Origin of the sequence: Erwinia sp. PsM31 (assembly GCF_030433775.1) — a bacterium.
Classification (GTDB): domain Bacteria; phylum Pseudomonadota; class Gammaproteobacteria; order Enterobacterales; family Enterobacteriaceae; genus Erwinia; species Erwinia aeris.
Genome location: NZ_JARUWZ010000017.1, coordinates 23,304 through 44,659, shown reverse-complemented (window position 1 = coordinate 44,659; position 21,356 = coordinate 23,304). Strand labels below are relative to the sequence as shown.

Below are 21,356 nucleotides of genomic sequence, written 5' to 3'. Positions count from 1 at the left end.
GTAATCGGTAAATAGTAAAGCCTGAAGGCGGGATCTCCCGCCTTTTTTACGCGCGCATTTTGCCGCTTCCTGCACAACTCCCCCAGGCGTCTATGCTTTTAGCTGACTCATTTAAAAGGAGCAGCTGATGGACACCTCTTCACCCCATTCCGCTACCGAGACTGAATTAGCGCTGCTTGACCGTTACTGGCGCGCCGCTAACTATCTTTCGGTCGGGCAGATTTACCTGATGGCTAATCCTCTGCTGCGCGAGCCGCTGCAGCCTGAACATATCAAGCCTCGTCTGCTGGGGCACTGGGGAACCACGCCGGGCCTGAACTTTATCTATGCGCACCTGAACCGCATTATTCGCCAGCGCGATCTCAACCTGCTTTATATCTGCGGCCCCGGCCACGGCGGGCCAGGCATGGTCGCCAATACCTGGCTGGAAGGCACCTACAGCGAAATCTACCCAAAAGTCAGCGCGGACGCGCAGGGCATGCAGCATCTTTTCCGCCAGTTTTCGTTTCCTGGCGGCATTCCCAGCCACGCGGCGCCGGAAACGCCCGGCTCCATCCATGAAGGCGGCGAGCTGGGCTATTCGCTGGTGCACGCCTTTGGCGCGGCTTTCGATCATCCGGATCTTATCGTGCCCTGCGTGATCGGCGATGGCGAAGCGGAAACCGGCCCGCTGGCGGCCAGCTGGCACGGCACTAAGTTTTTAAACGCCGCGCGGGACGGCGCCGTGCTGCCGATCCTGCATCTGAACGGCTACAAAATTGCCAATCCTACGCTGCTTGGCCGCAGCAGCGATGAAGATCTGCGGCAGCTGTTCGCTGGTTACGGCTATGAACCGCTGTTTGTCAGCGGCGACGACCCGCAAAAAATGCACCGTCTGATGGCCGACACGCTGGATCGTGCTTTCGATCGCATCCGTGACTTCCAGCAGCAGGCGCGTCAGGGCCACACCGGCGACAGCGTACCGGCATGGCCGATGATTATTCTGCGCAGCCCGAAAGGCTGGACCGGCCCAAAAACGGTGGACGGCAAAAAGGTGGAAGGATTCTGGCGCGCGCATCAGGTGCCGGTTTCCGAATGTCGGGAAAACGACGAGCATCGCCAGCTGTTACAAAACTGGCTGCAAAGCTACCGGCCTGACGATCTGTTTGATGAACAAGGCAGGCTTAAACCCGAATTGCAGGCGCTGGCGCCACAGGGCGAAAAGCGCATGGGCGCGACGCCTTACGCCAACGGCGGCCGGCTGCGCAAACCGTTAAAAACGCGGGATATTCGGGAATTTGCGGTAAAAATCGATAAGCCTGGCGACACGCAGGAGCAGTCTACCGCCGTGCTGGCGAGCTATCTGAGCGCTATCTTCCGCGATAACCCTGATAACTTCCGTCTGTTCGGCCCGGACGAAACCGCCTCTAACCGGCTGAGCAAGGTTTTTGACGTCACTAATCGCACCTGGATGGAGGCGATCCGCGATTACGACGAGCAGCTGGCGCCGGATGGGCGGGTAATGGAAATCCTCAGCGAGCATCAGTGTCAGGGCTGGCTGGAAGGCTATCTGTTAACCGGTCGCCACGGCCTGTTCAACTGCTACGAAGCCTTTATTCATATTATCGATTCGATGTTCAACCAGCACGCCAAGTGGCTGAAGGTGTCCCGCAAGCTGCCGTGGCGCGAGCCGATCGCCTCGCTTAACTATCTGCTTTCCTCGCACGTCTGGCGACAGGATCACAACGGCTACAGCCATCAGGATCCCGGTTTTATCGATCACGTTATCAACAAGAAAGCCGATATTGTTCGCGTTTATCTGCCGCCGGATGCCAATACTCTGCTGTGGGTCGGCGATCACTGCCTGAAAACCTGGGACCGCATTAACGTGATCATCGCCGGCAAGCAGCCGGAGCCGCAGTGGCTGAGCATGGATGAGGCTATCGCGCACTGTGAAAAAGGCATGGGGATCTGGCCTTGGGCAGGCAACGAGAAGCCAGGCAAACAGCCGGACGTGGTAATGGCCTGCGCGGGCGACGTGCCGACGATGGAAACGCTGGCGGCCGTCGATCTGCTGCGGCAATATCTGCCCGATCTGTCGGTTCGCGTCGTTAACGTGGTGGATTTAATGGCTTTGCAAACCCGCGACCAGCATCCGCACGGGCTGGAAGAGCAGGATTTCGATGCGATCTTTACGCGCGACAGGCCGGTGGTGTTCGCCTTCCACGGCTATCCGGCGCTGATCCATCGCCTGGCCTACCAGCGCAATAATCATCCGAATTTCCACGTCAGAGGCTTTAACGAAGAAGGCACCACCACCACGCCTTTCGATATGACGGTGCTGAACGAGCTGGATCGTTACCACCTGGCGCAGGAAGCGATCCTGCGCGTGCCGGGATTACAGGAGAAAGCCGCCGACGTGCTCGATAAGCTTCAGGAGAAGCTGGCGGCTCATCACGCCTGGGTGCGTGAATACGGCGAGGATATCCCGGAAGTCCGGGACTGGAAGTGGCCGTCGCAGCAAGGCGGCGGCGAAGTCGGCGACTAAAACAGAAGGCGGCTTTCGGGCCGCCCTTTTTTATGGCTTTAACACCTCTGCCAGCATCCAGCCGATGGTGGCCACCAGCGACAGCGCCATCACGCTGTTAAAGGCCCGCAGCTTCCACGCCACCTGCAAATGCCTGCCCAATCTGTCGCCCATCATCGCCCAGACCAAAATGCAGGGCAGATTCAGCGCGGCGAAACCGCTCATGATCGGCAGGATGCCGCTGCTGGCGGAATAGATCAGCGCTACGTTGGTGGCCATCAGCCAGGCCTTTGGATTGACCACCTGAAACAGCGCGCTGCCCGGCAGCGTCAGCGGCCTCGCTTTTTCCCGCAGTTCCGGCGCGCCCGCGCGGAAAATCTTCCACGACAGCCACAGCAGATAGGCACAGCCCAGCAGCGTTAAAGGCAGGCGAATGGCGCTCATCCACAGCAGCAGGCTGTCCAGCAGCAGCGCGGCGATCGCTATCTGCAAGGCGCAGCCCAGCGTGATGCCGAACATCATCGGCACGGTGCGGCGCATCCCGAAGTTAACGCCGGAAGTGGCAAGCATCAGATTGTTCGGCCCAGGCGTGATCGACATAACGGTAACGTAGCTGAAAAAAGAGGGATCGAGCATGGCCGCTCTCCTGCAAGTGAATGAGAAGAACATGGTAAGGCGTCTGCGATGATGGTAACAGATTCAGAAATCCACTATTGTTATGAGCACAATCCTTGTTATCGATTAACTGTACCCATTAGCCGGAGACGTGACTGTGTCCATTATCGATCCGCAAGAGCAGACGCTGTATCACCAGCTGGCCGAAACGCTGGCGGAAGCTATTCACAACGGCACCTGGCTGCCGGGTAGCCGCCTTCCCGCCGTGCGCCGCTGCGCCGCTATCCATCAGGTCAGCGTTAACACCGTGCTGACGGCCTATCGGCTACTGGAAGATCGCGGACTGATCGAAGCGCGTCCCCAGTCCGGCTACTATGTCCGGGGCGTGCTGCCTTCGTTAAGGGCGCGCAACGGCCACCAGTCACAGGTGCGCACGCCCGGCAGCGAGAAGCTCGATTTGATCGATACCGTCTTTGCGGCGCAAAACCATCCGGACTATATCAACCTTTCGCTGGCCTGCCCGCAAAACAGCGATTTCTTTCCGACGGCGAAAATCAGCCGCATTATGGCTTCGCTGCTGCGGCGCGAACCTGGGCTGATCGGCCGCTACGCGCTGCCGCCGGGAAGCCAGCGTCTGCGTCGTGAAATCGCCCGGCGCGTAGCGGATTTGGGCATGATGCTCACCGCCGAAGATATTACGCTGACGCACGGCTGTATGGAGGCGCTACAGCTGGCTCTGCGCGCCGTCACCAAGCCCGGCGACTGCATCGGGCTGGAAACGCCCACCTATTTCTACCTCTTCCCTCTGGTGGCGAGCCTGGGCCTGAAGGTGCTGGAGCTGCCTACCGATCCGCAGCACGGTCTGTCGCTGGACGCGCTGGAGCTGGTGCTGCGTGAGCAGCGCATTCAGGCGCTGGTAGCCATGCCGACGGTACAAAATCCGCTGGGCTGCACCATGCGGCTGGAGGATAAAAAGCGGCTGGCGAAGCTGGTTAACCATTATCAGGTGCCGCTGATCGAGGATGGGCTTTATGACGAGCTGCAATTCTGCTGGCCGCTGTCGCCAGCGGTAAAGGCTTTCGATACGGATGGCTGGGTGCTGCACTGCGCCAGCTTCACTAAAACGGTGGCGCCCGATTTTCACGTTGGCTGGATAGCGGCGGGACGTTTTTCCCAGGCGCTGGCGCGGCTTAAGTCGGTTTCTTCCCTGACGGAATCAAAATTGCTGAGCGAAACGCTTGGGCTGTTTCTGGAATCTGGCGGCTACGATCGTCATCTTCGCACCATGCGTCGCCGCTATGCCACGTTAATGGATGAGGCGCGCGGCCTGATCGCCCGGCATTTCCCGCAGGGCACCAGAGCGACGCTGCCCAGCGGCGGCTTTATCTTTTGGGTCGAGCTGCCGGGCCAGATCGACTGCATCGATCTGTTCCACCGCCTGCTGCAGGAGAAAATCTGCCTGACGCCGGGCGCGCTCTATACGCTGAGCGACCGCTGCAACAGCGCGATCCGGCTGACCTGCTGCTACCACTTTGACGAACGCTATACCTGGGCACTGAAGCGCACCGGCGAGCTGGCCTGCGAGATGAGCGGCATCCCGCCCGGCATAGCCTGAGCCGTTACGGCATCCCGTTGCGTCCCCAGTGCGCGTAGCCCTTACGCTTCGTCAGGCGCTCGTAGTAGGCGCGCACCGCCGCCAGCTCGGGATGCTCCATCGGCGTTTCATACCAGCGGTTCACCGACAGCCCAATCGGGATATCGGCCAGCGAGAACGCGTCGCCCGCGACAAAAGCGCCGGTTTTTTCCAGCTGCTGATTAAGAATAGCCATTGTGTAGTTCCAGCCTTTACAGGCGGCGGCCAGCAGGCGCGGATCCTGATGGGCGGGGGAATGCCGCACCAGCGACATAAACGCATAGCGCCAGGAAGTATTCAGTTCGGTGGCCTGCCAGTCAATCCACTGATCGACCCGTCCACGCGCGCGCGGTTCCTGTGGGTAGAGCCAGCCGCCTTCATAAGCGTTCGCCAGATAGCGAATGATGGCGTTGGACTCCCATAATATAAAATCGCCTTCCTGAATAACCGGCATTAATGCGTTGGGATTAAGCGCCCTGAATTCGGCCTCCTGAGGCGATCTGGCGCCTTCGCCCCACTCTTCGCGTGCAGAGGCGATACCCAGTTCCTCACAGGCCCACAGGACTTTACGGACGTTGATAGACGATGCACGCCCCAGTATTTTCAGCATATTTCCGTCACTTTTTTGTTCGGGTTTAGGCTACCTGTTACAGCGTGAACTGATAACGGCGCTCCTTAACCTGAAAATAGCACCTCTTCAGCACCCCGACCGGGAAAATTCCTGATATTGTCAAAGAAAATTAATGGAAAGGAGAGACAGATGACGCAGCTACGCGCTTTTAAACAGGTTGATGTTTTTACCTCTTCGCCTTTAAACGGCAACCCGCTGGCGGTGATCATGGCGGCCGAGGATCTCAGCACAGAGCAGATGCAGGCCGTGGCCCGCTGGACGCATTTATCGGAAACCACCTTTGTTCTGCCGGCAACCAACGAGGCCGCCGATTACCGGGTGCGTATCTTTACGCCGGACGGCGAACTGCCGTTCGCTGGCCACCCAACGCTCGGTACGGCCCATGCGCTGCTGGAATCCGGTATTAGCCTGAAGAAGCCGGGCCAGATTGTGCAGCAGTGCGAGCTGGGGCTGGTAAAGGTTAAGATTGCCGACGACGGCGCGCTGGCTTTTGCCGCCCCGGAGGCGACGCTGACGGAATTTAACGAGGCGCCGCTGGGCAGCGCGTTAAACACCGATGCGATAGAAACCCGTCTGCCGGTAATGATTGCGGATATGGGCATTCGTTTTCTGCTGGTACCAATGGTTTCCGCCGAAGCGGTGCTGGCGATCAAACCCAACGTTACGGAATTTGAACGGCTGCTGAAAAAAGCCCGCGTGACCGGCGTGATGCCGTTTGGCCCTTTGCAGGGCGCAGCGGAACAGTATGAGGTGCGCGGCCTGCTGATGGAGCACGGCTCGCTGTGCGAAGATCCCGTGACCGGCAGCGCCAACGCCTGTCTCGCCCGCTACCTGCAGGCGCAGGGCGTGGAGCTGGATTACCGCGTGCGTCAGGGCACGGCTTTACAGCGCGCCGGTCGCCTGAGCGTAAGCTGGGCGTCGGGCACAGCCTGGATTGGCGGCCAGACGGTCACGGTCATAGACGGCACGATCCGTCTTTGAGGCTAAAGCCGGGAGGCGCGACGCTTCCCGGCCTGAAACGCCTCAGAGAAACATGCCGCCGGACGCCTCGATGCGCTGTCCGGTGATCCAGGCGCTTTCGTCACTGAACAACATGGCGATCGCCTTGCCGATATCGTCCGGCAGCCCCACGCGACCCAGCGCCGTGACGGAAGAGATAAACGCATTAATTTGCGGATTGTCGCGTACTCGCCCATCGCTGAAGTCCGTTGCGATAGCGCCGGGTGCCAGGATATTGACGCGAATGCCCCGCGCCGCCAGCTCTTTCGCCTGATAGCGCGTTAACACTTCCATCGCACCTTTTACCGCCGCATACGCTCCGGAGCCAGGCTGGCTGAAACGCGTCAGGCCGCTGGAGACATTAAGGATATGCCCACCGTCGGCTATCAGCGGTAGCAGCTGCTGCGTCAGAAAAAACGGCCCTTTAAAATGGACGTTAACCAAAGCCTCGAGCTGCGCTTCCGTGGTCGACGCAAAAGGCTCATGCAGCGCCGTGCCTGCGTTGTTTAATAAATAATCAAAGCTGTCACGCTGCCAGATCGCTTTTAGCTGTTTTTGCACTTCGCTGACAAAGCCGGGAAAGGCCTGACTGTCGCCGACGTCCAGCTGTAGCGCGACGCCACGGGCGCCCAGCGCTTCAATTTCCTTAACGACCGCCTGCGCCTCCTGTTCTTTACTGCGCCAGGTAAAAATCACGTCAATGCCCTTTTCAGCCAGTTTCAGCGCGCCGTTTCTGCCTAAACCCCGGCTGCCGCCGGTAATAACCGCAATTTTATGGCTCATTTCTCGCTCCGTAGGTTCCGCTGTGGATAAAAAACAGGATATTGCCCGCAAAGCGATCTATAAATGGTCCTGGCTACGCATCACTGTTTCGTTATAAGCAACAATGGGCGGATAAATGGATAAAATTCACGCAATGCAGGTTTTCGTCAGGGTCGCTGAACTTCAGAGCTTCACCCGCGCTGCCGACAGCATGGGATTGCCTAAAGGCAGCCTGTCGCGGCAGCTGCAATCGCTGGAAAACGCGATGGGCGTACGGCTGCTGCACCGTACTACGCGGCGCGTCCAGCTGACGCAGGACGGCATGATCTATTACGAACGCTGCCGCGACGTGCTGGCGACGCTGGATGAAATGGATTCGCTGTTCCAGCACGATCCCGCCACGCTAAGCGGCAAGCTGCGGGTGGATATGCCCATCAGCATGGCGTGCGACTATATCCTGCCGCTGCTGCCGGATTTTATGCAGCACTATCCCGGCATCGAACTGGAGCTGAGCAGCAGCGACAGACGCGTGGACGTGGTGCGGGAAGGCTTTGACTGCGTGGTGCGCGTCGGCGTGCTGGAAAGTTCCGGCCTGATCGCCAGGCCTTTGGGTAAGCTGACGCTGATTAACTGCGCCAGCCCTGACTATCTGGCGCGTTTTGGTACGCCGACCACGCCGGACGATCTCGTCTCGCACGCGATGGTGCACTACAGCCAGCAGATTGGCGTGCAGCCGACGGGCTTTGAATACTTTGACGGTAAAAATAGCCGCTATATTCAAACCGGTGGAACGGTAACCGTTAACAGCACGGAAACCTATCGCGCCGCCTGTCTGGCCGGCCTGGGCATTATTCAGGTGCCGGAACGCGGCGTAAAACAGGCGCTGACCGAGCGAAAGCTGGTCGAGATCCTGCCGCATTTTCGCGCCGAACCGATGCCCGTTTCGCTGATTTATCCCCATCGCCGCAACCTGACGCGTCGGGTTCAGGTCTTTATGGAATGGCTGACCCAGGCAATGAAAAACTACGTTGCCTGAGCGTCCGGCTATAATTTGTTTTACGCCATGCACTTGAAGGATATGAAGAAGGATCCATGAAGGAAAATAAACCCGAAGAGAAAAAAGCGGAAAAGCCGCTGATTAATATCAAAACCGGCAATCAAACCGTTGATAAGTCGATTACGCGCGTTTCCCGTCTGGTAAGCTGGTTTCAGGCTATTCCGGCGGTGGCGCATTTTATCCGCGCCGGGGAGCGCTTTACCGACCGCATGGGCAGCCAGTTTGGCGCGGCGATCACCTATTTTTCTTTTCTTTCGCTGATCCCCATTCTGATGGTGTCGTTTGCGGGTGTGGGTTTCGTACTCGCTTCCAATCAGGATCTGCTGACGGATTTGATCGACAGAATGGTTAACAGCATCAGCGATCCTACGCTGGCCACTACGCTGAAAAACAGCGTGAAAACGGCCGTCGAGCAGCGCACTACCGTGGGGATCACCGGCCTGCTGGTGGCGCTCTATTCCGGCATCAGCTGGATGGGCAACCTGCGCGAAGCCGTCCGCGCGCAGTCGCGCGACGTCTGGGAACGTAACCAGCAGGATAAAGAAAAGATTTACTTCAAATACACCCGCGATTTTATCTCGCTGATAGGCCTGGTGCTGGCGCTGTTTATTACCATCATGCTGACTTCGGTCGCTGGCGCGGCGCAGGACGCCATCGTGCGGGCGCTGGGGCTGGACGGTATCGAATGGCTGCGCCCGGCGATGACCACCATTGCCCTGACCATCTCTATCCTGGCGAACTATTTGCTGTTTCTGTGGATTTTCTGGCGCCTGCCGCGCCACCAGCCGCGTAAAAAGGCGCTGTTCCGCGGGACGCTGCTCGCCGCTATCGGCTTTGAGGTGATTAAAGCCATTATGACCATGACGTTGCCGAAGCTGGCTTCTTCACCTTCCGGCGCGGCGTTCGGCTCCGTGCTTGGCCTGATGGCTTTCTTCTACTTTTTCGCGCGTCTGACGCTGTTCTGCGCCGCCTGGATAGCCACGGCGGAATATGCGGATGATGAGCCGGAGCAGGCTAATACTCCGGTCTGATAACAATCAGGATGACGGCTGCAAAATAGCGCAGCTGTGATCCTGAAGCTCTTCCGCCGAACCCCGGTTCAGCAGCAGCAGATTGCGCTTAATCACCATCAGCACCCGCCGCCCGCCCGGCATTGCCGCCACCGCGATACCGTATTTCCCCATCTCCTCACGCGCGCCCGGCAGCTCGTTTGCAATGCGGACAAACGGACTGGTTTTTTTCAGTTCGTCACGGCTCACTATCCTGATCTGATACTCATGCTTACCCAACTGCGCCGACTGCCATTTCTCGCTTAGCGAGCTGTTCAGGCTGTCCAGCCGCCGCCGGATATCCGGACGCAGGCAGGAGATATGAATATGCAGCTGATTTTGCGTTCTGCCGCGCTGCGAGTTAATGCTTAACGCTACCGCGCTGTCGTCTACCGGCGAGCCGCGACGCTCTTCCATATAGTGACGCGCGTGCCAGGCCTCGGCAAAATAGTTAGGAGCAAAAGGATTAAGCAGCTCCGGACTTTCGATACCGGCAAGCTTTTTCACGGGCATTAACAGGAACTGTAGCGGCCCTTCCCGATCTTTCATCACCACGTAGCCGTTGCGCAAATCTACAATGCGGCAGGGCGCCGGATCGTTGTTTTGTTGCTGATTGGGTACGCACTGCTGGCTGACGATATTCCATAATGCATTGGCATTGTGTTTAAAACTGAGCGCCTTGCAGCCTGCAATAACAGCCACGGACGCCACGATGCCCATAATCAGGACACGCGTTCCTCCCTGCATGACAACAACCTCTGCGCGTTAAATTGCGCATAATGTAAACGAATCGTTGCTAAAGGTCATGCTAAATAATCAACACGCGTGACTATTTGGCGGAAGCTTTTTGGAATCAGCAGGATATAACGAAGAAAACAAAAGCCAGTCGGATGACTGGCTTCTGACTGATGACAAACTCACCCTCTGTCAGCATTCTGAAGATATTAACGCTGCATGGCTTTGTCGTAGGTGCCGCCATCCGCAAAATGCGTTTTCTGCGCTTTGGCCCAGCCGCCGAACTTAGGATCGTCGATGGTAAACAGCTTCACCGGCGCGAATTTGTCGGCATATTTTTTCGCCACTGCCGGATCGCGCGGACGATAATAGTTTTGCGCCGCGATATCCTGACCTTCCGGCGAATAAAGGTATTTCAGGTAGGCATCGGCCACTTTACGGGTATCGCGCTCGTCGACCACTTTATCCACAACGGATACCGTCGGCTCGGCCAGAATCGACTCGCTCGGCGTCACAATCTCAAACTGGTCTTTGCCAAGCTTGTTGACGGCCAGGTAAGCTTCGTTTTCCCACGCGATCAGCACGTCGCCGATGCCGCGTTCAACAAAAGTATTGGTTGCGCCGCGTGCGCCGGAATCCTGTACTTCAACATTCTTAAACAGCGCCTTGATATAGGCCAGCGCCTTGTCGTTGTCGCCGTTGTTTTTGTCCAGCGCCCAGCCCCAGGCAGCCAGATAGTTCCAGCGCGCGCCGCCAGAGGTTTTTGGGTTTGGCGTGATCACGGAAACGCCAGGCTTCGTCAAATCCTGCCAGTCGTGGATCTGTTTTGGGTTGCCCTTGCGGACCAGGAACACAATGGTGGAAGTATAAGGGGCGGAGTTTTCCGGCAAACGCTTGATCCAGTTTTTGTCGATGCGTCCGCGCTCGGCAATAGCGTCCACGTCGGAAGCCAGCGCCAGCGTCACCACATCGGCGCGAATGCCGTTAATCACGGAGGTCGCCTGCTTGCCGGAGCCGCCATGCGACTGACGGATCACCACGTTATCGCCTGTTTCCTGCTTATAGTGCGCGCTGAAAGCTTTGTTGTACTGCTCGTAAAGCTCACGGGTAGGATCGTAAGAGACGTTTAACAGCTGGATATCTTTTGCCAGAACACTGGTTGAAGCCAGCAGCAGGGTTAATCCGATGCTCCACTTTTTCATTATGCGCGCTCCCAAAGGTTTTTTCTGGCAGAGAGCGTGACACAAAGTGACTGCTGACTTAAAGAATTAAAAGATAGCTGTAATAACTGAATGGAATATCACTTTGCATAATAAAGGCGCTGACGGGCAGCGCCTGAAAAGTCATTACGATTTAATAAAGACGTTTAGCCGTATCCAGCCAGTCGCCTTTAAATGGACGCTTCATATTCTCAATGGCGTCAATAATATCGTGATGCACCATCTTCTCATTCTGAATACCGACGCAGCGGCCGCCGTAGCCCTGAAGCAGCAGCTCGATAGAGTAGGCGCCCATCCGTGAAGCCAGAATGCGGTCATAGGCTACCGGCGCGCCGCCGCGCTGAATGTGGCCCAGCACCGTCGAGCGGGTTTCGCGTTTGGTTTCGGATTCGATATATTTCGCCAGCTCGTCGATATCGCAAATGTGCTCGGTAATCGCCACAATCGCGTGCTTTTTACCTTTAGCGATGCCCGCTTTGATTTCCTGCACCAGCTCTTCGCGAGTAAACGGAATTTCCGGCAGGACGATAAATTCGCAGCCGCCCGCGATCGCTGCCGCCAGCGTCAGATCGCCGCAGTAGCGGCCCATCACTTCGACAATAGAGATACGCTGATGGGAAGAAGAGGTATCGCGCAGGCGGTCAATGGCCTCTACCACCGTTTCCAGCGCGGTAAAGTAGCCGATAGTGTAATCCGTACCGGCTACGTCGTTATCGATGGTGCCCGGCAGGCCGATGCAGGGAAAGCCCATCTCCGTCAGCCTTTTGGCGCCCATATAGGAGCCATCGCCGCCAATGACCACCAGCGCATCAATCCCGCGCTTTTTCATGTTCTCAATGGCCACGGCACGAACGGACTCTTCGCGGAACTCCGGGAAACGCGCCGACCCCAGGAAAGTACCGCCGCGGTTGATCATATCGGAAACGCTGTAGCGATCCAGATTTACCATGCGGTCTTCATATAATCCCAGGTAGCCGTCATAAATACCAAAAACTTCAAGATTTTCACTCAGCGCCGCACGAACGACACCCCGAATAGCTGCATTCATGCCAGGCGCGTCACCGCCGCTTGTCAGTACACCGATTTTTTTGATCATGACAACCTCTGAACTTGTTAATGCAAATTTTAAATTCTGAACGCCTTGGGGGATCGGCGTACGCGAGCGATCGACTAATGTTGGCAATAGTATATCAAAGCCTTTTAGCTGAATTGATTCAGGTCAGAGATCATTCTGCTATTTTTCCATCGCAAAATAACTCTTTCAGGCAATTTTCGGGTAACTCTTTTAACTCTCTGAAAATCATAGCCCATTCAGCTCCTTTTCAGGTACTACCGAGCAGGGATCCTGGTGAATAGTAATATCAGAACCGGGAAAAGCTTTCAGCAACGCTCGTTCAACTTCTTCCGCAATCAGGTGCGCCTGAAACAGCGTCAGATGGTCTTTTAGTTCCAGATGCAGCTGAATAAAACGCGTCGGGCCGGAAAGACGCGTGCGGATATCGTGTACGCCTTCCACACCGGGCCACTGGCCGGCAATGGTCGCAATTTCTGCCTTCTCTGACTCCGGCAGCGCCCTGTCCAACAGCAGCTGTACTGCTTCGTACCCCATCCGCAGCGCGTTATAGAGGATCCAGACGCCGATACCCAACGCAAACAGCGCATCGGCGCGTTTAAAGCCATACCAGCTCAATCCCAGCGCTATCAGGATGGCGCCGTTCATAATAACGTCAGATTGATAGTGAAGCATATCGGCGCGAATGGCGAGACTGTGGGTTTTGCGCACCACCCAGCGCTGAAAAGCGACCAGAAGTAGCGTAGAAAAGAGCGCAATAAGCGTGACGATAACCCCAACCAACGGCGCACGCATCCCGGCAGGCGTCGACAGATGTTGTAATCCCGTCAGGAAGAGGAAAAGCGCGGAGCCGGAGATAAACATGCTTTGCGCGAGCGCGGCCAGCGATTCGGCCTTGCCGTGTCCGAAGGTATGTTCCTCATCGGCAGGTTGCAGAGAGTAGCGCACCACAAAGAGGTTAGTCAGCGAGGCAGCAATATCCACCAGAGAATCCACCAGCGCCGCCAGCAGGCTGACCGAGCCGGTATACCACCAGGCGAAAATCTTCACCAGAAGTAACAGAGAAGCCAGAGCCGTAGCCGCCAGAGCGGCAGAGTTAACCAGGCGCGCATAATGCTGTGCCATATCGCACTCCGTTCAGGACAGTGGCTTAAGTATACCGGATTTCGGGCAAAAAAAGCCCCGTTATCATGAGGGGAAAGACAGGGGTGGTGATCTAAATATCATCATAAATAAATGAAAAAAAAGGATTTGTTTCTAACAATGTCCACAGATTGACCACATCAAAAAATTAGCCTGCCAGCGGGGCGGGCTAGCGTTAGCGTTCACCGCGCAGCAATGCAAGGCCCAAGGTGACCAGATAACCGAGTATCAAAAATCCTATAGCGCCGATTAATTTCATTATGCCGCTATCAAACATGAACAACGAAAGAAGTGATGCCAACGAGGCGAAACCAATCACTGTAGCTGCCAGCGCATGAGATACACTAACTCCCACATACCTGGCGAACTTTGCCAGGCAATATTTTACAGAGTTCATTTTCGATCGTCCTGCACATTGCCGGATGGCTGTTGATAAATTTAATATAAGGTTCGAGCTGACCCTCTACTAAAAAATAAATCATATCAAGGACTTGTATCGACACCTTGTAATATGTCTGCGGATAGTCTCGCCGCAAACGGCGAGAGGCCTCTGCGGCTTCCTCAATGAGTCCCTGCCACATCAGAACATTGAGCGGCACCGAAACGCCAAATCGAGCGAACTCACGATATACGGGTGCCGATGTCACATGGCGTAACATTATTGAGCCAGCTGTATATGCCAGTGCAAATTGCGCTGCAGTCTTTCCAGCAAAATGCCCTACACCATAATTTATCTTACTGTTTATGGCTGCCCGTCCTGAGTCGTTCATTTTTTGATAAAATTCAACCATGACTAACTCAATCAGGCGACGCAACGGCTCCTCCTTGTCTCCCAGCGATTTAACCAACCTGATAAACCGTTCTGTTTCTCGCTGATTTCTGTCCCTAAGGCCATCACCTGCTGCGCCGCTACCCTGCCAGGTTCTGACTAGTCCACGTCCCATCAATCCGGGTATACTGGAAATGCCATCAGCTATCCCACGTGCTACCATTTTTGCATCCATACAATTATCTCCTGATAAAAATCACACTGACGGTATCGCTAGTTGTGCATTGATTCAATAACCCTGACGCAATGATTTGCAAGGTTGTTACAATGCTATGACTGATGTCTATCCTGCGCCAGGCCTGACCCGAACGCCTCTGACAGCAATTATCATGCGTCATACACGATCCTAATTTGATCCTCGCGCAATCGGATAGATTCTTTTAAAAAACATTAAGTTATACGAAAGGCTACCAGCACGCGGCGCGCCTGTTTTTGCAAAAACCTGCGAAACGTTGCGCAGATTGCAAAACCCCGCGTACCGCCGCCGCCCAGCACTGGCGCGGGCTGGCAGTGCCTTAATCACACAGGCGGGGCAGTGGGTATGCGGTGCCCCGGCCATGTCCACAAAGTGTCCTCAGTGTCCACATAACGTCCACATTCAGGACATTTAGAAACCGTTCCAGACCGTTCCAACATTTCTACAGGGGGTTGTTTTGAAAGGAAATTACAGCTAAGTCGTTGATAAAAAAAACCCCCACATCATGTGGGGGAAGACAGGGATGGTGTCTATGGCAAGGAAAAAAGGGATATTCTGCTACTGGTTACTGCCTGTGCTACTTACAGCCTGCAGCGGTGTAACGTGCTGCGCTTCCGTCAGGCGGCGCATTTCGTTTATGCGCTGCTGATGCTTCTGATTCAGAACGGCTTGCTGCGTCGGCGTCAGCAGGTGATACATCTGGTAGCGCACTCGCGCCATCTCTACCTGCCGTGCTACTTCAGCCTGAGCAATTTTGTCGACGCGGGCTTTATAGGCCGCCTCATCAAATTTATCTGCAATAATCATTGCGTGCAGCTGTTCTAAATCGTTAATACTTATGGGAGAACGCTCATGACGAGCCTGCTGCATCAGATCCCGTAACTGCTGGCGCTGCTGTTCGGTAAGATCGATGCCATCAAACATGTGGTTTTGCGGAACTTGCGCCATACTGCCTGGCACTGCGCTACCCCGATGCATCTCGTCAAACGTCGTCACATCTGTAGCCCATGCGGCGGAGAAGCTGAGTATCAGCGCCGGAACCACAACGACGGCGGTAACTTTGCGCATCGTTAACTCCCAGGTTGGTTTCCATATTTCGATTCAACGAAAATCAGTCTACGGGTGCAGCTGCAAACATGCGTCAGGGGGTGTAAAACTACGTAAAGTCATGGATTGCGGGCATTCGTTCACGGTATTTTGCCTGTGGAGGGCGATAAAAAATGAATAAAATCCTGTTGGTTGACGACGATCGCGAATTGACTTCGCTATTGAAAGAATTGCTTGAAATGGAAGGGTTCGACGTACTGGTAGCCGGCGACGGCGAACAGGCACTGGCCCTGTTGGATAGTTCTGTCGATCTGTTACTTCTCGACGTTATGATGCCCAAAAAGAACGGTATTGATACCCTGAAAGAGCTGCGTCAGCAGCATCAAACGCCGGTTATCATGCTGACCGCGCGCGGTAGCGAGCTGGATCGCGTTCTGGGGCTGGAACTGGGTGCGGATGACTATCTGCCTAAGCCCTTCAACGATCGCGAACTGGTGGCCCGCATACGCGCAATTTTACGCCGCTCCAACTGGAGTGAACAGCAGCAACAGCACGACAGCGGTTCCCCAACGCTGGAGGTTGACCATCTGCGCCTGAATCCGGGGCGTCAGGAGGCCAGCTTTGACGACGTCACGCTGGATTTAACCGGTACCGAGTTTACGCTGCTCTATCTGCTCGCGCAGCATCTGGGCCAGGTCGTCTCTCGCGAACACCTGAGCCAGGAAGTGTTAGGCAAACGCTTAACGCCGTTTGACCGCGCCATCGATATGCATATTTCCAATCTGCGCCGCAAGCTGCCGGACCGCAAGGATGGACATCCCTGGTTTAAAACGCTGCGCGGTCGGGGCTATCTGATGGTCTCCGCTACATGATATCGAGCCTGACTACCCGCATCTTTGCCATTTTTTGGCTGACCCTGGCGCTGGTGCTGATGCTGGTGCTGATGGTGCCCAAACTGGATACCCGTCAGATGACGCCGCTGCTTGATAATGAGCAGCGGCAGGGCACCATGATAGAACAACACGTCGAGGCGGAGCTGATGCAGGATCCGCCCAACGATTTAATGTGGTGGCGCAGGCTGTTTCGCGCCATCGACAAGTGGGCACCGCCGGGTCAGCGCCTGCTGCTGGTGACGAGCGAAGGCCGTGTCATCGGCGCGCAGCATAACGAGATGCAGGTTATCCGTAACTTTATCGGCCAGTCCGATAACGCCGATCACCCGCAGAAAAAGAAATATGGCCGCACAGAGATGCTCGGGCCGTTTTCCGTGCGCGATGGCGAAGACAGCTATCAGCTCTATCTGATCAGGCCTGCCGGCAGTTCGCAGCTGGATTTTATCAACCTGCTGTTTGACCGCCCGCTGCTGCTGCTGATAGTCACCATGCTGATCAGCTCGCCGCTGCTGCTCTGGCTGGCGTGGAGCCTGGCGAAACCGGCGCGCAAACTGAAACACGCGGCCGATGACGTGGCCGCCGGCAATCTGCGGCAACGCCCTGAGCTCGAATCTGGCCCGCAGGAGTTTCTCGCCGCCGGTTCCAGCTTCAACCAGATGGTGAGCGCGCTGGAGCGAATGATGACCGCGCAGCAGCGTCTGTTGTCCGATATCTCGCACGAGCTGCGCACGCCGCTGACGCGATTACAGCTGGCTACCGCGCTGATGCGTCGTCGCCAGGGTGAAGGTAAAGAGCTACAGCGCATTGAGATGGAGGCGCAAAGGCTGGACGGCATGATCAACGATCTGCTGGTGCTGTCACGCACCCAGCACAAGAACGCGCTGGTCAGCGAAGCCATGAAGGCCAATCATCTCTGGTCAGGCGTGCTGGACGACGCCCGGTTTGAAGCGGAGCAGATGGGCAAAACGCTGGAAGTCCCCTATCCGCCAGGGCCGTGGCCGCTTTACGGCAACCCGAGCGCGCTGGATAGTGCGCTGGAAAATATCGTTCGTAACGCGCTGCGCTATTCTCATAGCCGTATCGTAGTCAGCTTTTCCGTGGATAAACAGGGTATTACCATCCATGTGGATGATGATGGCCCGGGCGTCAGCGCGGAAGATCGCGAGCAGATTTTCCGGCCGTTTTACCGTACCGACGAGGCGCGCGACCGTGAATCTGGCGGCACCGGCCTGGGGCTGGCGATTGTGGAAACCGCCATTCAGCAACATCGCGGCTGGGTGAAAGCAGATGACAGCCCGCTTGGCGGACTGCGACTGACGCTCTGGCTGCCGCTCTATACCAGCAACAGCTGAATTTGCTATGCTGCGGCCCTTGTGAACGAGGGCCGCTGCTGATGCTGAATATCGTACTTTTTGAACCTGAAATCCCCCCAAACACGGGCAATATTATTCGTCTGTGTGCCAATACAGGCTTTCGCCTGCATCTGATTGAGCCGCTGGGTTTTACCTGGGATGATAAGCGTCTGCGCCGGGCTGGTCTGGATTACCATGAATTCACCGCCATCCAGCGTCACGCCGACTATGCGGCTTTTCTGGCAGCCGAACAGCCGCAGCGCCTGTTTGCGTTGACCACCAAGGGCACGCCCGCGCACAGCGCCGTAAGCTATCAGAAAGGGGATTATTTGCTATTCGGCCCGGAAACGCGCGGCCTGCCCAAAGAGATCCTGGACGCGCTGCCTGCGGCGCAGAAAATTCGTATTCCAATGCAGCCGGACAGCCGCAGCATGAACCTGTCGAATGCGGTTTCCGTGGTGGTTTATGAAGCGTGGCGCCAGCTGGATTATGCGGGCGCGCTGATTAAAAGCTAAATACCGTCGCCGAACTCAAAGCCCGGCACCATACCGTTGAAGTGCTGATCCATCTCCATTGACGGCTTGTCGCTGCTGGGTTTGCCGACGATGCGCGCCGGTACGCCGGCCGCCGTGGTATGCGGCGGCACGGGCTGTAGCACCACGGAACCGGCGCCGATTTTGGCACCGCGTCCCACTTCAATATTGCCCAGCACTTTCGCGCCTGCGCCAATCATCACGCCTTCACGGATTTTAGGATGACGGTCGCCGCTGGTCTTGCCCGTCCCGCCCAGCGTCACCGATTGCAGGATAGAAACATCATCTTCAATCACGGCGGTTTCGCCCACGACAATGCCTGTGGCGTGGTCGAGCATGATGCCGCGCCCGATCTTCGCGGCCGGATGAATATCCACGGCAAAAGAGACAGAGATTTCGTTTTGCAGATAGATGGCCAGCGCACGGCGGCCTTCATTCCACAGCCAGTGGCCGATGCGGTAAGCCTGTAGAGCATGAAACCCTTTCAGGTAGAGCAGGGGCGTAGAGTATTTATCAATGGCGGGATCGCGCTGGCGTACGGCCTGAATGTCGCAGGCGGCTGACTGGATCATAGAGGCGTCCTGCTTATAGGCCTCCTGGACGATCTCGCGGATGGCGATAGCGGGCATGATTGGGTTAGCCAGCTTGTTAGCCAGCATATAGCTCAGCGCGCTCCCCAGATCATCGTGCTTTAACAAGGTAGCGTGGTAAAAACTGGCCAGCATCGGCTCGCCTTCCGCCAGCGCCCGCGCTTCCTCTTTGATATAATCCCAGACCACCCCGGGCTCTACACACGGCATTACTCTACTCCCCATCAAATAACAGAATACTGCGGCGCTTCCCTGTCTCAGCTGATGCTGTTTTCGTCTTTCCGTGTACGCCCAAGCAGGCTTAATGCTGCCTCCCGCGCGTTCTTTTCGCAATACAATACCTGATAAATTTGCTCGGTTATCGGCATCTCCACGCCGCAGCGTGCGGCCAGCGCCCTCACCTCTTTGGTATTTCGGAATCCTTCCACTACCTGCCCGATAGTATTTTGCGCCGCCGTCACGTCCATTCCCTGCCCCAGCATCATGCCGAAGCGGCGGTTGCGCGACTGATTATCGGTACAGGTCAGCACCAGATCGCCCAGTCCCGCCATGCCCATAAAGGTGGCGGGATCGGCCCCCAGCGCTACGCCCAGCCGGGTCATCTCCGCCAGGCCCCGGGTAATCAGCGCCGTTCTGGCGTTGGCGCCAAAGCCGATACCGTCAGAAATACCCGCGCCGATGGCGATAACGTTTTTTACCGCGCCGCCAAGCTGCACGCCGGTGAAATCTGGGTTGTTATAAATGCGAAAGCTTTTGCCGCAGTGGAGCAGCTGCTGTAAATCGTCGGCAAATTCGGCATCCGTCGCGGCCAGCGCGATCGCCGTCGGCATGCCCGCCGCCAGCTCTTTGGCAAAGGTCGGGCCGGACACAATCGCCAGCGGCAGATCGTCACCCAGGATTTCGCGCGCCACGTCCTGCAGCAGCCGCCCGGTCTCTTTTTCAAGCCCTTTGGTGGCCCAGACAATGCGGGAGTCGCTGCGCAGGTGCGGTTTAATTTGTTGTAACAGATCGCCGAACACATGGCTGGGCACAACCACCAGCAGATCGCGGCTGGCAGCAATAGCCGTCGCCAGGTCGCTCTCAAGGCTCAGCGAATCGGGAAAAGGAACATCGGGCAGAAAAGCCGCATTGCAGCGGTCAACCTGGAGCTGCGCCAGATGCTGTGGGTTATGGCCCCACATCACCACGTCGTGTCCGTTACGGGCCAGCGTGATAGCCAGGGCGGTGCCGTACGAGCCGGCACCGAGTACACTCATTGAGGCAGGCATTATGCATCCTGTTGCGGAGCGGCGCCTTCACCTGACTGCTGCTGCAGATAGTTCATAAACAGCGCGTCAAAGTTAACCGGCGCCAGGTTAAGCTGCGGGAAGGTCCCACGGGAAACCAGGCTGGTAATGCATTCGCGCGCATAAGGGAACAGGATGTTCGGGCAGTATGCGCCCAGGCAATGCGCCATCTGGTTGCCGTCAATGCCGGCCACGGAGAAGATGCCCGCCTGCTGCACTTCGCACAGGAAAGCCGTATCTTCGCCCACGGTGGCGGTCACGGTTACGCGCAGAACCACTTCGTATACGTCATCAGCCAGCAGAGTGGATGCCGTATCCAGATCCAGTTTCACTTCTGGTTCCCACTCTTTCTGGAAAACCTGCGGCGCATTTGGTGCTTCAAAAGAGACGTCTTTAGTATAGATACGCTGGATCTGGAAAGACATCTCGGTGTTATTTTGTTCTGACATTTTAAAATCCTATGGGTTAATAATCCGTTATTGCGCCACTTGCCCGCGTTACTGCAGCAGCGGGTCGAGGCCCTGGCGGCCCTCGAGGGCATAGAGGTCGTCACAGCCGCCAATATGCTGTGCATCGATGAAAATCTGCGGAACGGTGGTACGGCCGCTGCGTTTGATCATCTCTTCGCGCTTCTCAGCGTCGCCGTCGATAGCGATTTCCTGGAACGCTACGCCTTTCTGAGCCAGCAGCGCTTTGGCGCGATGACAGAAAGGACAGGTTGCTTTGGTGTAGATCTCAACGTTTGCCATACCTTCGTCTCCAGAAATTATTTGCCACGCACCAGCGGAAGGTTTTCACCGCTCCAGCCAGCCACGCCGTCTTTCAGAATGAAAACCTGTTCAAAACCGGCGGCGTTCAGCTGCGCAGCAGGATCGGCTGCAGAAACGCCGTTAGCGCACACCACGATAACCGGCTTCGTTTTGTGTTTTTCCAGTTCGCCAAAGCTGCCCTTTTTGATATCGGCAGCCAGCACGTTGATCGCGTTAGAAATATGGCCTTTACGGAAGTCATCGCGCCCGCGCACGTCCACTACCACGGCTTCTTCTTTATTAATCAGACGCGTTGCTTCGCCGCGACTGATGGTTTTTACCTTGGAGAACATGCCCTTAACAGTGGTCACGATCACCAAAACCAGCAGGACGACCCATGCCAGACTAAGAAGGGTATGATTGCCTGCGAACTGCATAATATCTTGCATGAGGGGTAAC

General features: G+C 56.4%; 22 protein-coding genes. 8 read left to right on the top strand and 14 right to left on the bottom strand.

Annotated elements, in window-relative coordinates:
* The first annotated feature begins 127 nt into the window (after positions 1-127).
* Positions 128-2,527, top strand: a complete 2,400-nt coding sequence (locus tag QCD69_RS14175) for a phosphoketolase family protein (RefSeq protein WP_301252478.1) — start codon at positions 128-130, stop codon at positions 2,525-2,527.
* 30 nt (positions 2,528-2,557) lie between these two features.
* On the opposite strand, the gene QCD69_RS14170 is transcribed toward QCD69_RS14175, so the two are convergent.
* A complete protein-coding gene (locus QCD69_RS14170) occupies positions 2,558-3,142 on the bottom strand; it encodes a LysE family translocator (RefSeq protein ID WP_301252477.1) in 585 nt (194 codons plus the stop codon).
* A gap of 136 nt (positions 3,143-3,278) precedes the next feature.
* On the opposite strand from QCD69_RS14170, the gene QCD69_RS14165 reads away from it, so the two are divergent.
* On the top strand, positions 3,279-4,736 hold the full coding sequence (locus QCD69_RS14165; RefSeq protein ID WP_253457060.1) for an aminotransferase-like domain-containing protein: 1,458 nt from the start codon (positions 3,279-3,281) through the stop codon (positions 4,734-4,736).
* 4 nt (positions 4,737-4,740) lie between these two features.
* Here QCD69_RS14165 and QCD69_RS14160 read toward each other — a convergent pair whose 3' ends face one another.
* Positions 4,741-5,364 (bottom strand): glutathione S-transferase family protein, encoded by a 624-nt coding sequence (locus QCD69_RS14160; protein WP_253457057.1) that lies wholly within the window; start codon positions 5,362-5,364, stop codon positions 4,741-4,743.
* Between the two features lie 150 nt (positions 5,365-5,514).
* On the opposite strand from QCD69_RS14160, the gene QCD69_RS14155 reads away from it, so the two are divergent.
* Complete coding sequence (locus QCD69_RS14155; RefSeq protein WP_301252475.1) at positions 5,515-6,366, top strand: PhzF family phenazine biosynthesis protein; 852 nt, start codon at positions 5,515-5,517, stop codon at positions 6,364-6,366.
* A 42-nt stretch (positions 6,367-6,408) separates the two neighbouring features.
* On the opposite strand, the gene QCD69_RS14150 is transcribed toward QCD69_RS14155, so the two are convergent.
* On the bottom strand, positions 6,409-7,167 hold the full coding sequence (locus QCD69_RS14150) for an SDR family NAD(P)-dependent oxidoreductase (RefSeq protein WP_301252473.1): 759 nt from the start codon (positions 7,165-7,167) through the stop codon (positions 6,409-6,411).
* A gap of 115 nt (positions 7,168-7,282) precedes the next feature.
* Between QCD69_RS14150 and QCD69_RS14145 the strand changes: the two genes are divergently transcribed.
* Together QCD69_RS14145 and yhjD are read left to right on the top strand one after the other, a co-directional pair.
* Positions 7,283-8,182, top strand: a complete 900-nt coding sequence (locus QCD69_RS14145) for a LysR family transcriptional regulator (RefSeq protein ID WP_301252472.1) — start codon at positions 7,283-7,285, stop codon at positions 8,180-8,182.
* Positions 8,183-8,238: 56 nt separating this feature from the next.
* On the top strand, positions 8,239-9,234 hold the full coding sequence (gene yhjD / locus QCD69_RS14140; RefSeq protein WP_253457045.1) for an inner membrane protein YhjD: 996 nt from the start codon (positions 8,239-8,241) through the stop codon (positions 9,232-9,234).
* Positions 9,235-9,240: 6 nt separating this feature from the next.
* On the opposite strand, the gene QCD69_RS14135 is transcribed toward yhjD, so the two are convergent.
* The 6 genes from QCD69_RS14135 to cpxP form a co-directional block, all read right to left on the bottom strand.
* On the bottom strand, positions 9,241-9,999 hold the full coding sequence (locus QCD69_RS14135) for a CDP-diacylglycerol diphosphatase (RefSeq protein WP_253457043.1): 759 nt from the start codon (positions 9,997-9,999) through the stop codon (positions 9,241-9,243).
* 197 nt (positions 10,000-10,196) lie between these two features.
* Positions 10,197-11,189 carry a sulfate ABC transporter substrate-binding protein gene (locus tag QCD69_RS14130; RefSeq protein ID WP_301252471.1) on the bottom strand — a complete coding sequence of 331 codons (993 nt, stop codon included), beginning with the start codon at positions 11,187-11,189 and terminating at the stop codon, positions 10,197-10,199.
* A gap of 151 nt (positions 11,190-11,340) precedes the next feature.
* The gene (gene pfkA / locus QCD69_RS14125) at positions 11,341-12,303 is read right to left on the bottom strand and encodes a 6-phosphofructokinase (RefSeq protein ID WP_125290594.1); all 963 of its coding nucleotides are present in this window, start codon (positions 12,301-12,303) and stop codon (positions 11,341-11,343) included.
* 204 nt (positions 12,304-12,507) lie between these two features.
* On the bottom strand, positions 12,508-13,404 hold the full coding sequence (gene fieF / locus QCD69_RS14120; protein ID WP_253457039.1) for a CDF family cation-efflux transporter FieF: 897 nt from the start codon (positions 13,402-13,404) through the stop codon (positions 12,508-12,510).
* 362 nt (positions 13,405-13,766) lie between these two features.
* Positions 13,767-14,426, bottom strand: coding sequence for a hypothetical protein (locus QCD69_RS14115; protein ID WP_301252470.1), 660 nt, complete (start codon positions 14,424-14,426; stop codon positions 13,767-13,769).
* Between the two features lie 579 nt (positions 14,427-15,005).
* The gene (cpxP, locus tag QCD69_RS14110) at positions 15,006-15,515 is read right to left on the bottom strand and encodes a cell-envelope stress modulator CpxP (RefSeq protein ID WP_253457037.1); all 510 of its coding nucleotides are present in this window, start codon (positions 15,513-15,515) and stop codon (positions 15,006-15,008) included.
* A 152-nt stretch (positions 15,516-15,667) separates the two neighbouring features.
* Between cpxP and cpxR the strand changes: the two genes are divergently transcribed.
* Genes cpxR through trmL form a run of 3 tightly spaced genes read left to right on the top strand, consistent with a single transcriptional unit; the run spans position 15,668 to position 18,254 of the window.
* The gene (cpxR, locus tag QCD69_RS14105) at positions 15,668-16,366 is read left to right on the top strand and encodes an envelope stress response regulator transcription factor CpxR (RefSeq protein ID WP_125290597.1); all 699 of its coding nucleotides are present in this window, start codon (positions 15,668-15,670) and stop codon (positions 16,364-16,366) included.
* Complete coding sequence (gene cpxA, locus QCD69_RS14100) at positions 16,363-17,739, top strand: envelope stress sensor histidine kinase CpxA (RefSeq protein ID WP_125290598.1); 1,377 nt, start codon at positions 16,363-16,365, stop codon at positions 17,737-17,739. Before cpxR ends, cpxA begins: the two co-directional genes overlap by 4 nt.
* A gap of 41 nt (positions 17,740-17,780) precedes the next feature.
* A complete protein-coding gene (gene trmL / locus QCD69_RS14095; RefSeq protein WP_125290599.1) occupies positions 17,781-18,254 on the top strand; it encodes a tRNA (uridine(34)/cytosine(34)/5-carboxymethylaminomethyluridine(34)-2'-O)-methyltransferase TrmL in 474 nt (157 codons plus the stop codon).
* Here the strand turns inward: trmL and cysE are convergent.
* The 5 genes from cysE to QCD69_RS14070 are packed head-to-tail and all read right to left on the bottom strand — an operon-like array spanning position 18,251 to position 21,346.
* The gene (gene cysE / locus QCD69_RS14090) at positions 18,251-19,072 is read right to left on the bottom strand and encodes a serine O-acetyltransferase (RefSeq protein ID WP_253457035.1); all 822 of its coding nucleotides are present in this window, start codon (positions 19,070-19,072) and stop codon (positions 18,251-18,253) included. The genes trmL and cysE overlap by 4 nt on opposite strands.
* 47 nt (positions 19,073-19,119) lie before the next feature.
* Positions 19,120-20,130, bottom strand: a complete 1,011-nt coding sequence (gpsA, locus tag QCD69_RS14085) for an NAD(P)H-dependent glycerol-3-phosphate dehydrogenase (protein WP_301252467.1) — start codon at positions 20,128-20,130, stop codon at positions 19,120-19,122.
* Positions 20,130-20,597, bottom strand: a complete 468-nt coding sequence (secB, locus tag QCD69_RS14080) for a protein-export chaperone SecB (protein ID WP_125290602.1) — start codon at positions 20,595-20,597, stop codon at positions 20,130-20,132. Before secB ends, gpsA begins: the two co-directional genes overlap by 1 nt.
* Before the next feature lie 48 nt (positions 20,598-20,645).
* Positions 20,646-20,897 carry a glutaredoxin 3 gene (gene grxC / locus QCD69_RS14075; protein WP_125290603.1) on the bottom strand — a complete coding sequence of 84 codons (252 nt, stop codon included), beginning with the start codon at positions 20,895-20,897 and terminating at the stop codon, positions 20,646-20,648.
* Between the two features lie 17 nt (positions 20,898-20,914).
* Positions 20,915-21,346 carry a rhodanese-like domain-containing protein gene (locus QCD69_RS14070; protein WP_253457030.1) on the bottom strand — a complete coding sequence of 144 codons (432 nt, stop codon included), beginning with the start codon at positions 21,344-21,346 and terminating at the stop codon, positions 20,915-20,917.
* Positions 21,347-21,356: the final 10 nt, after the last annotated feature.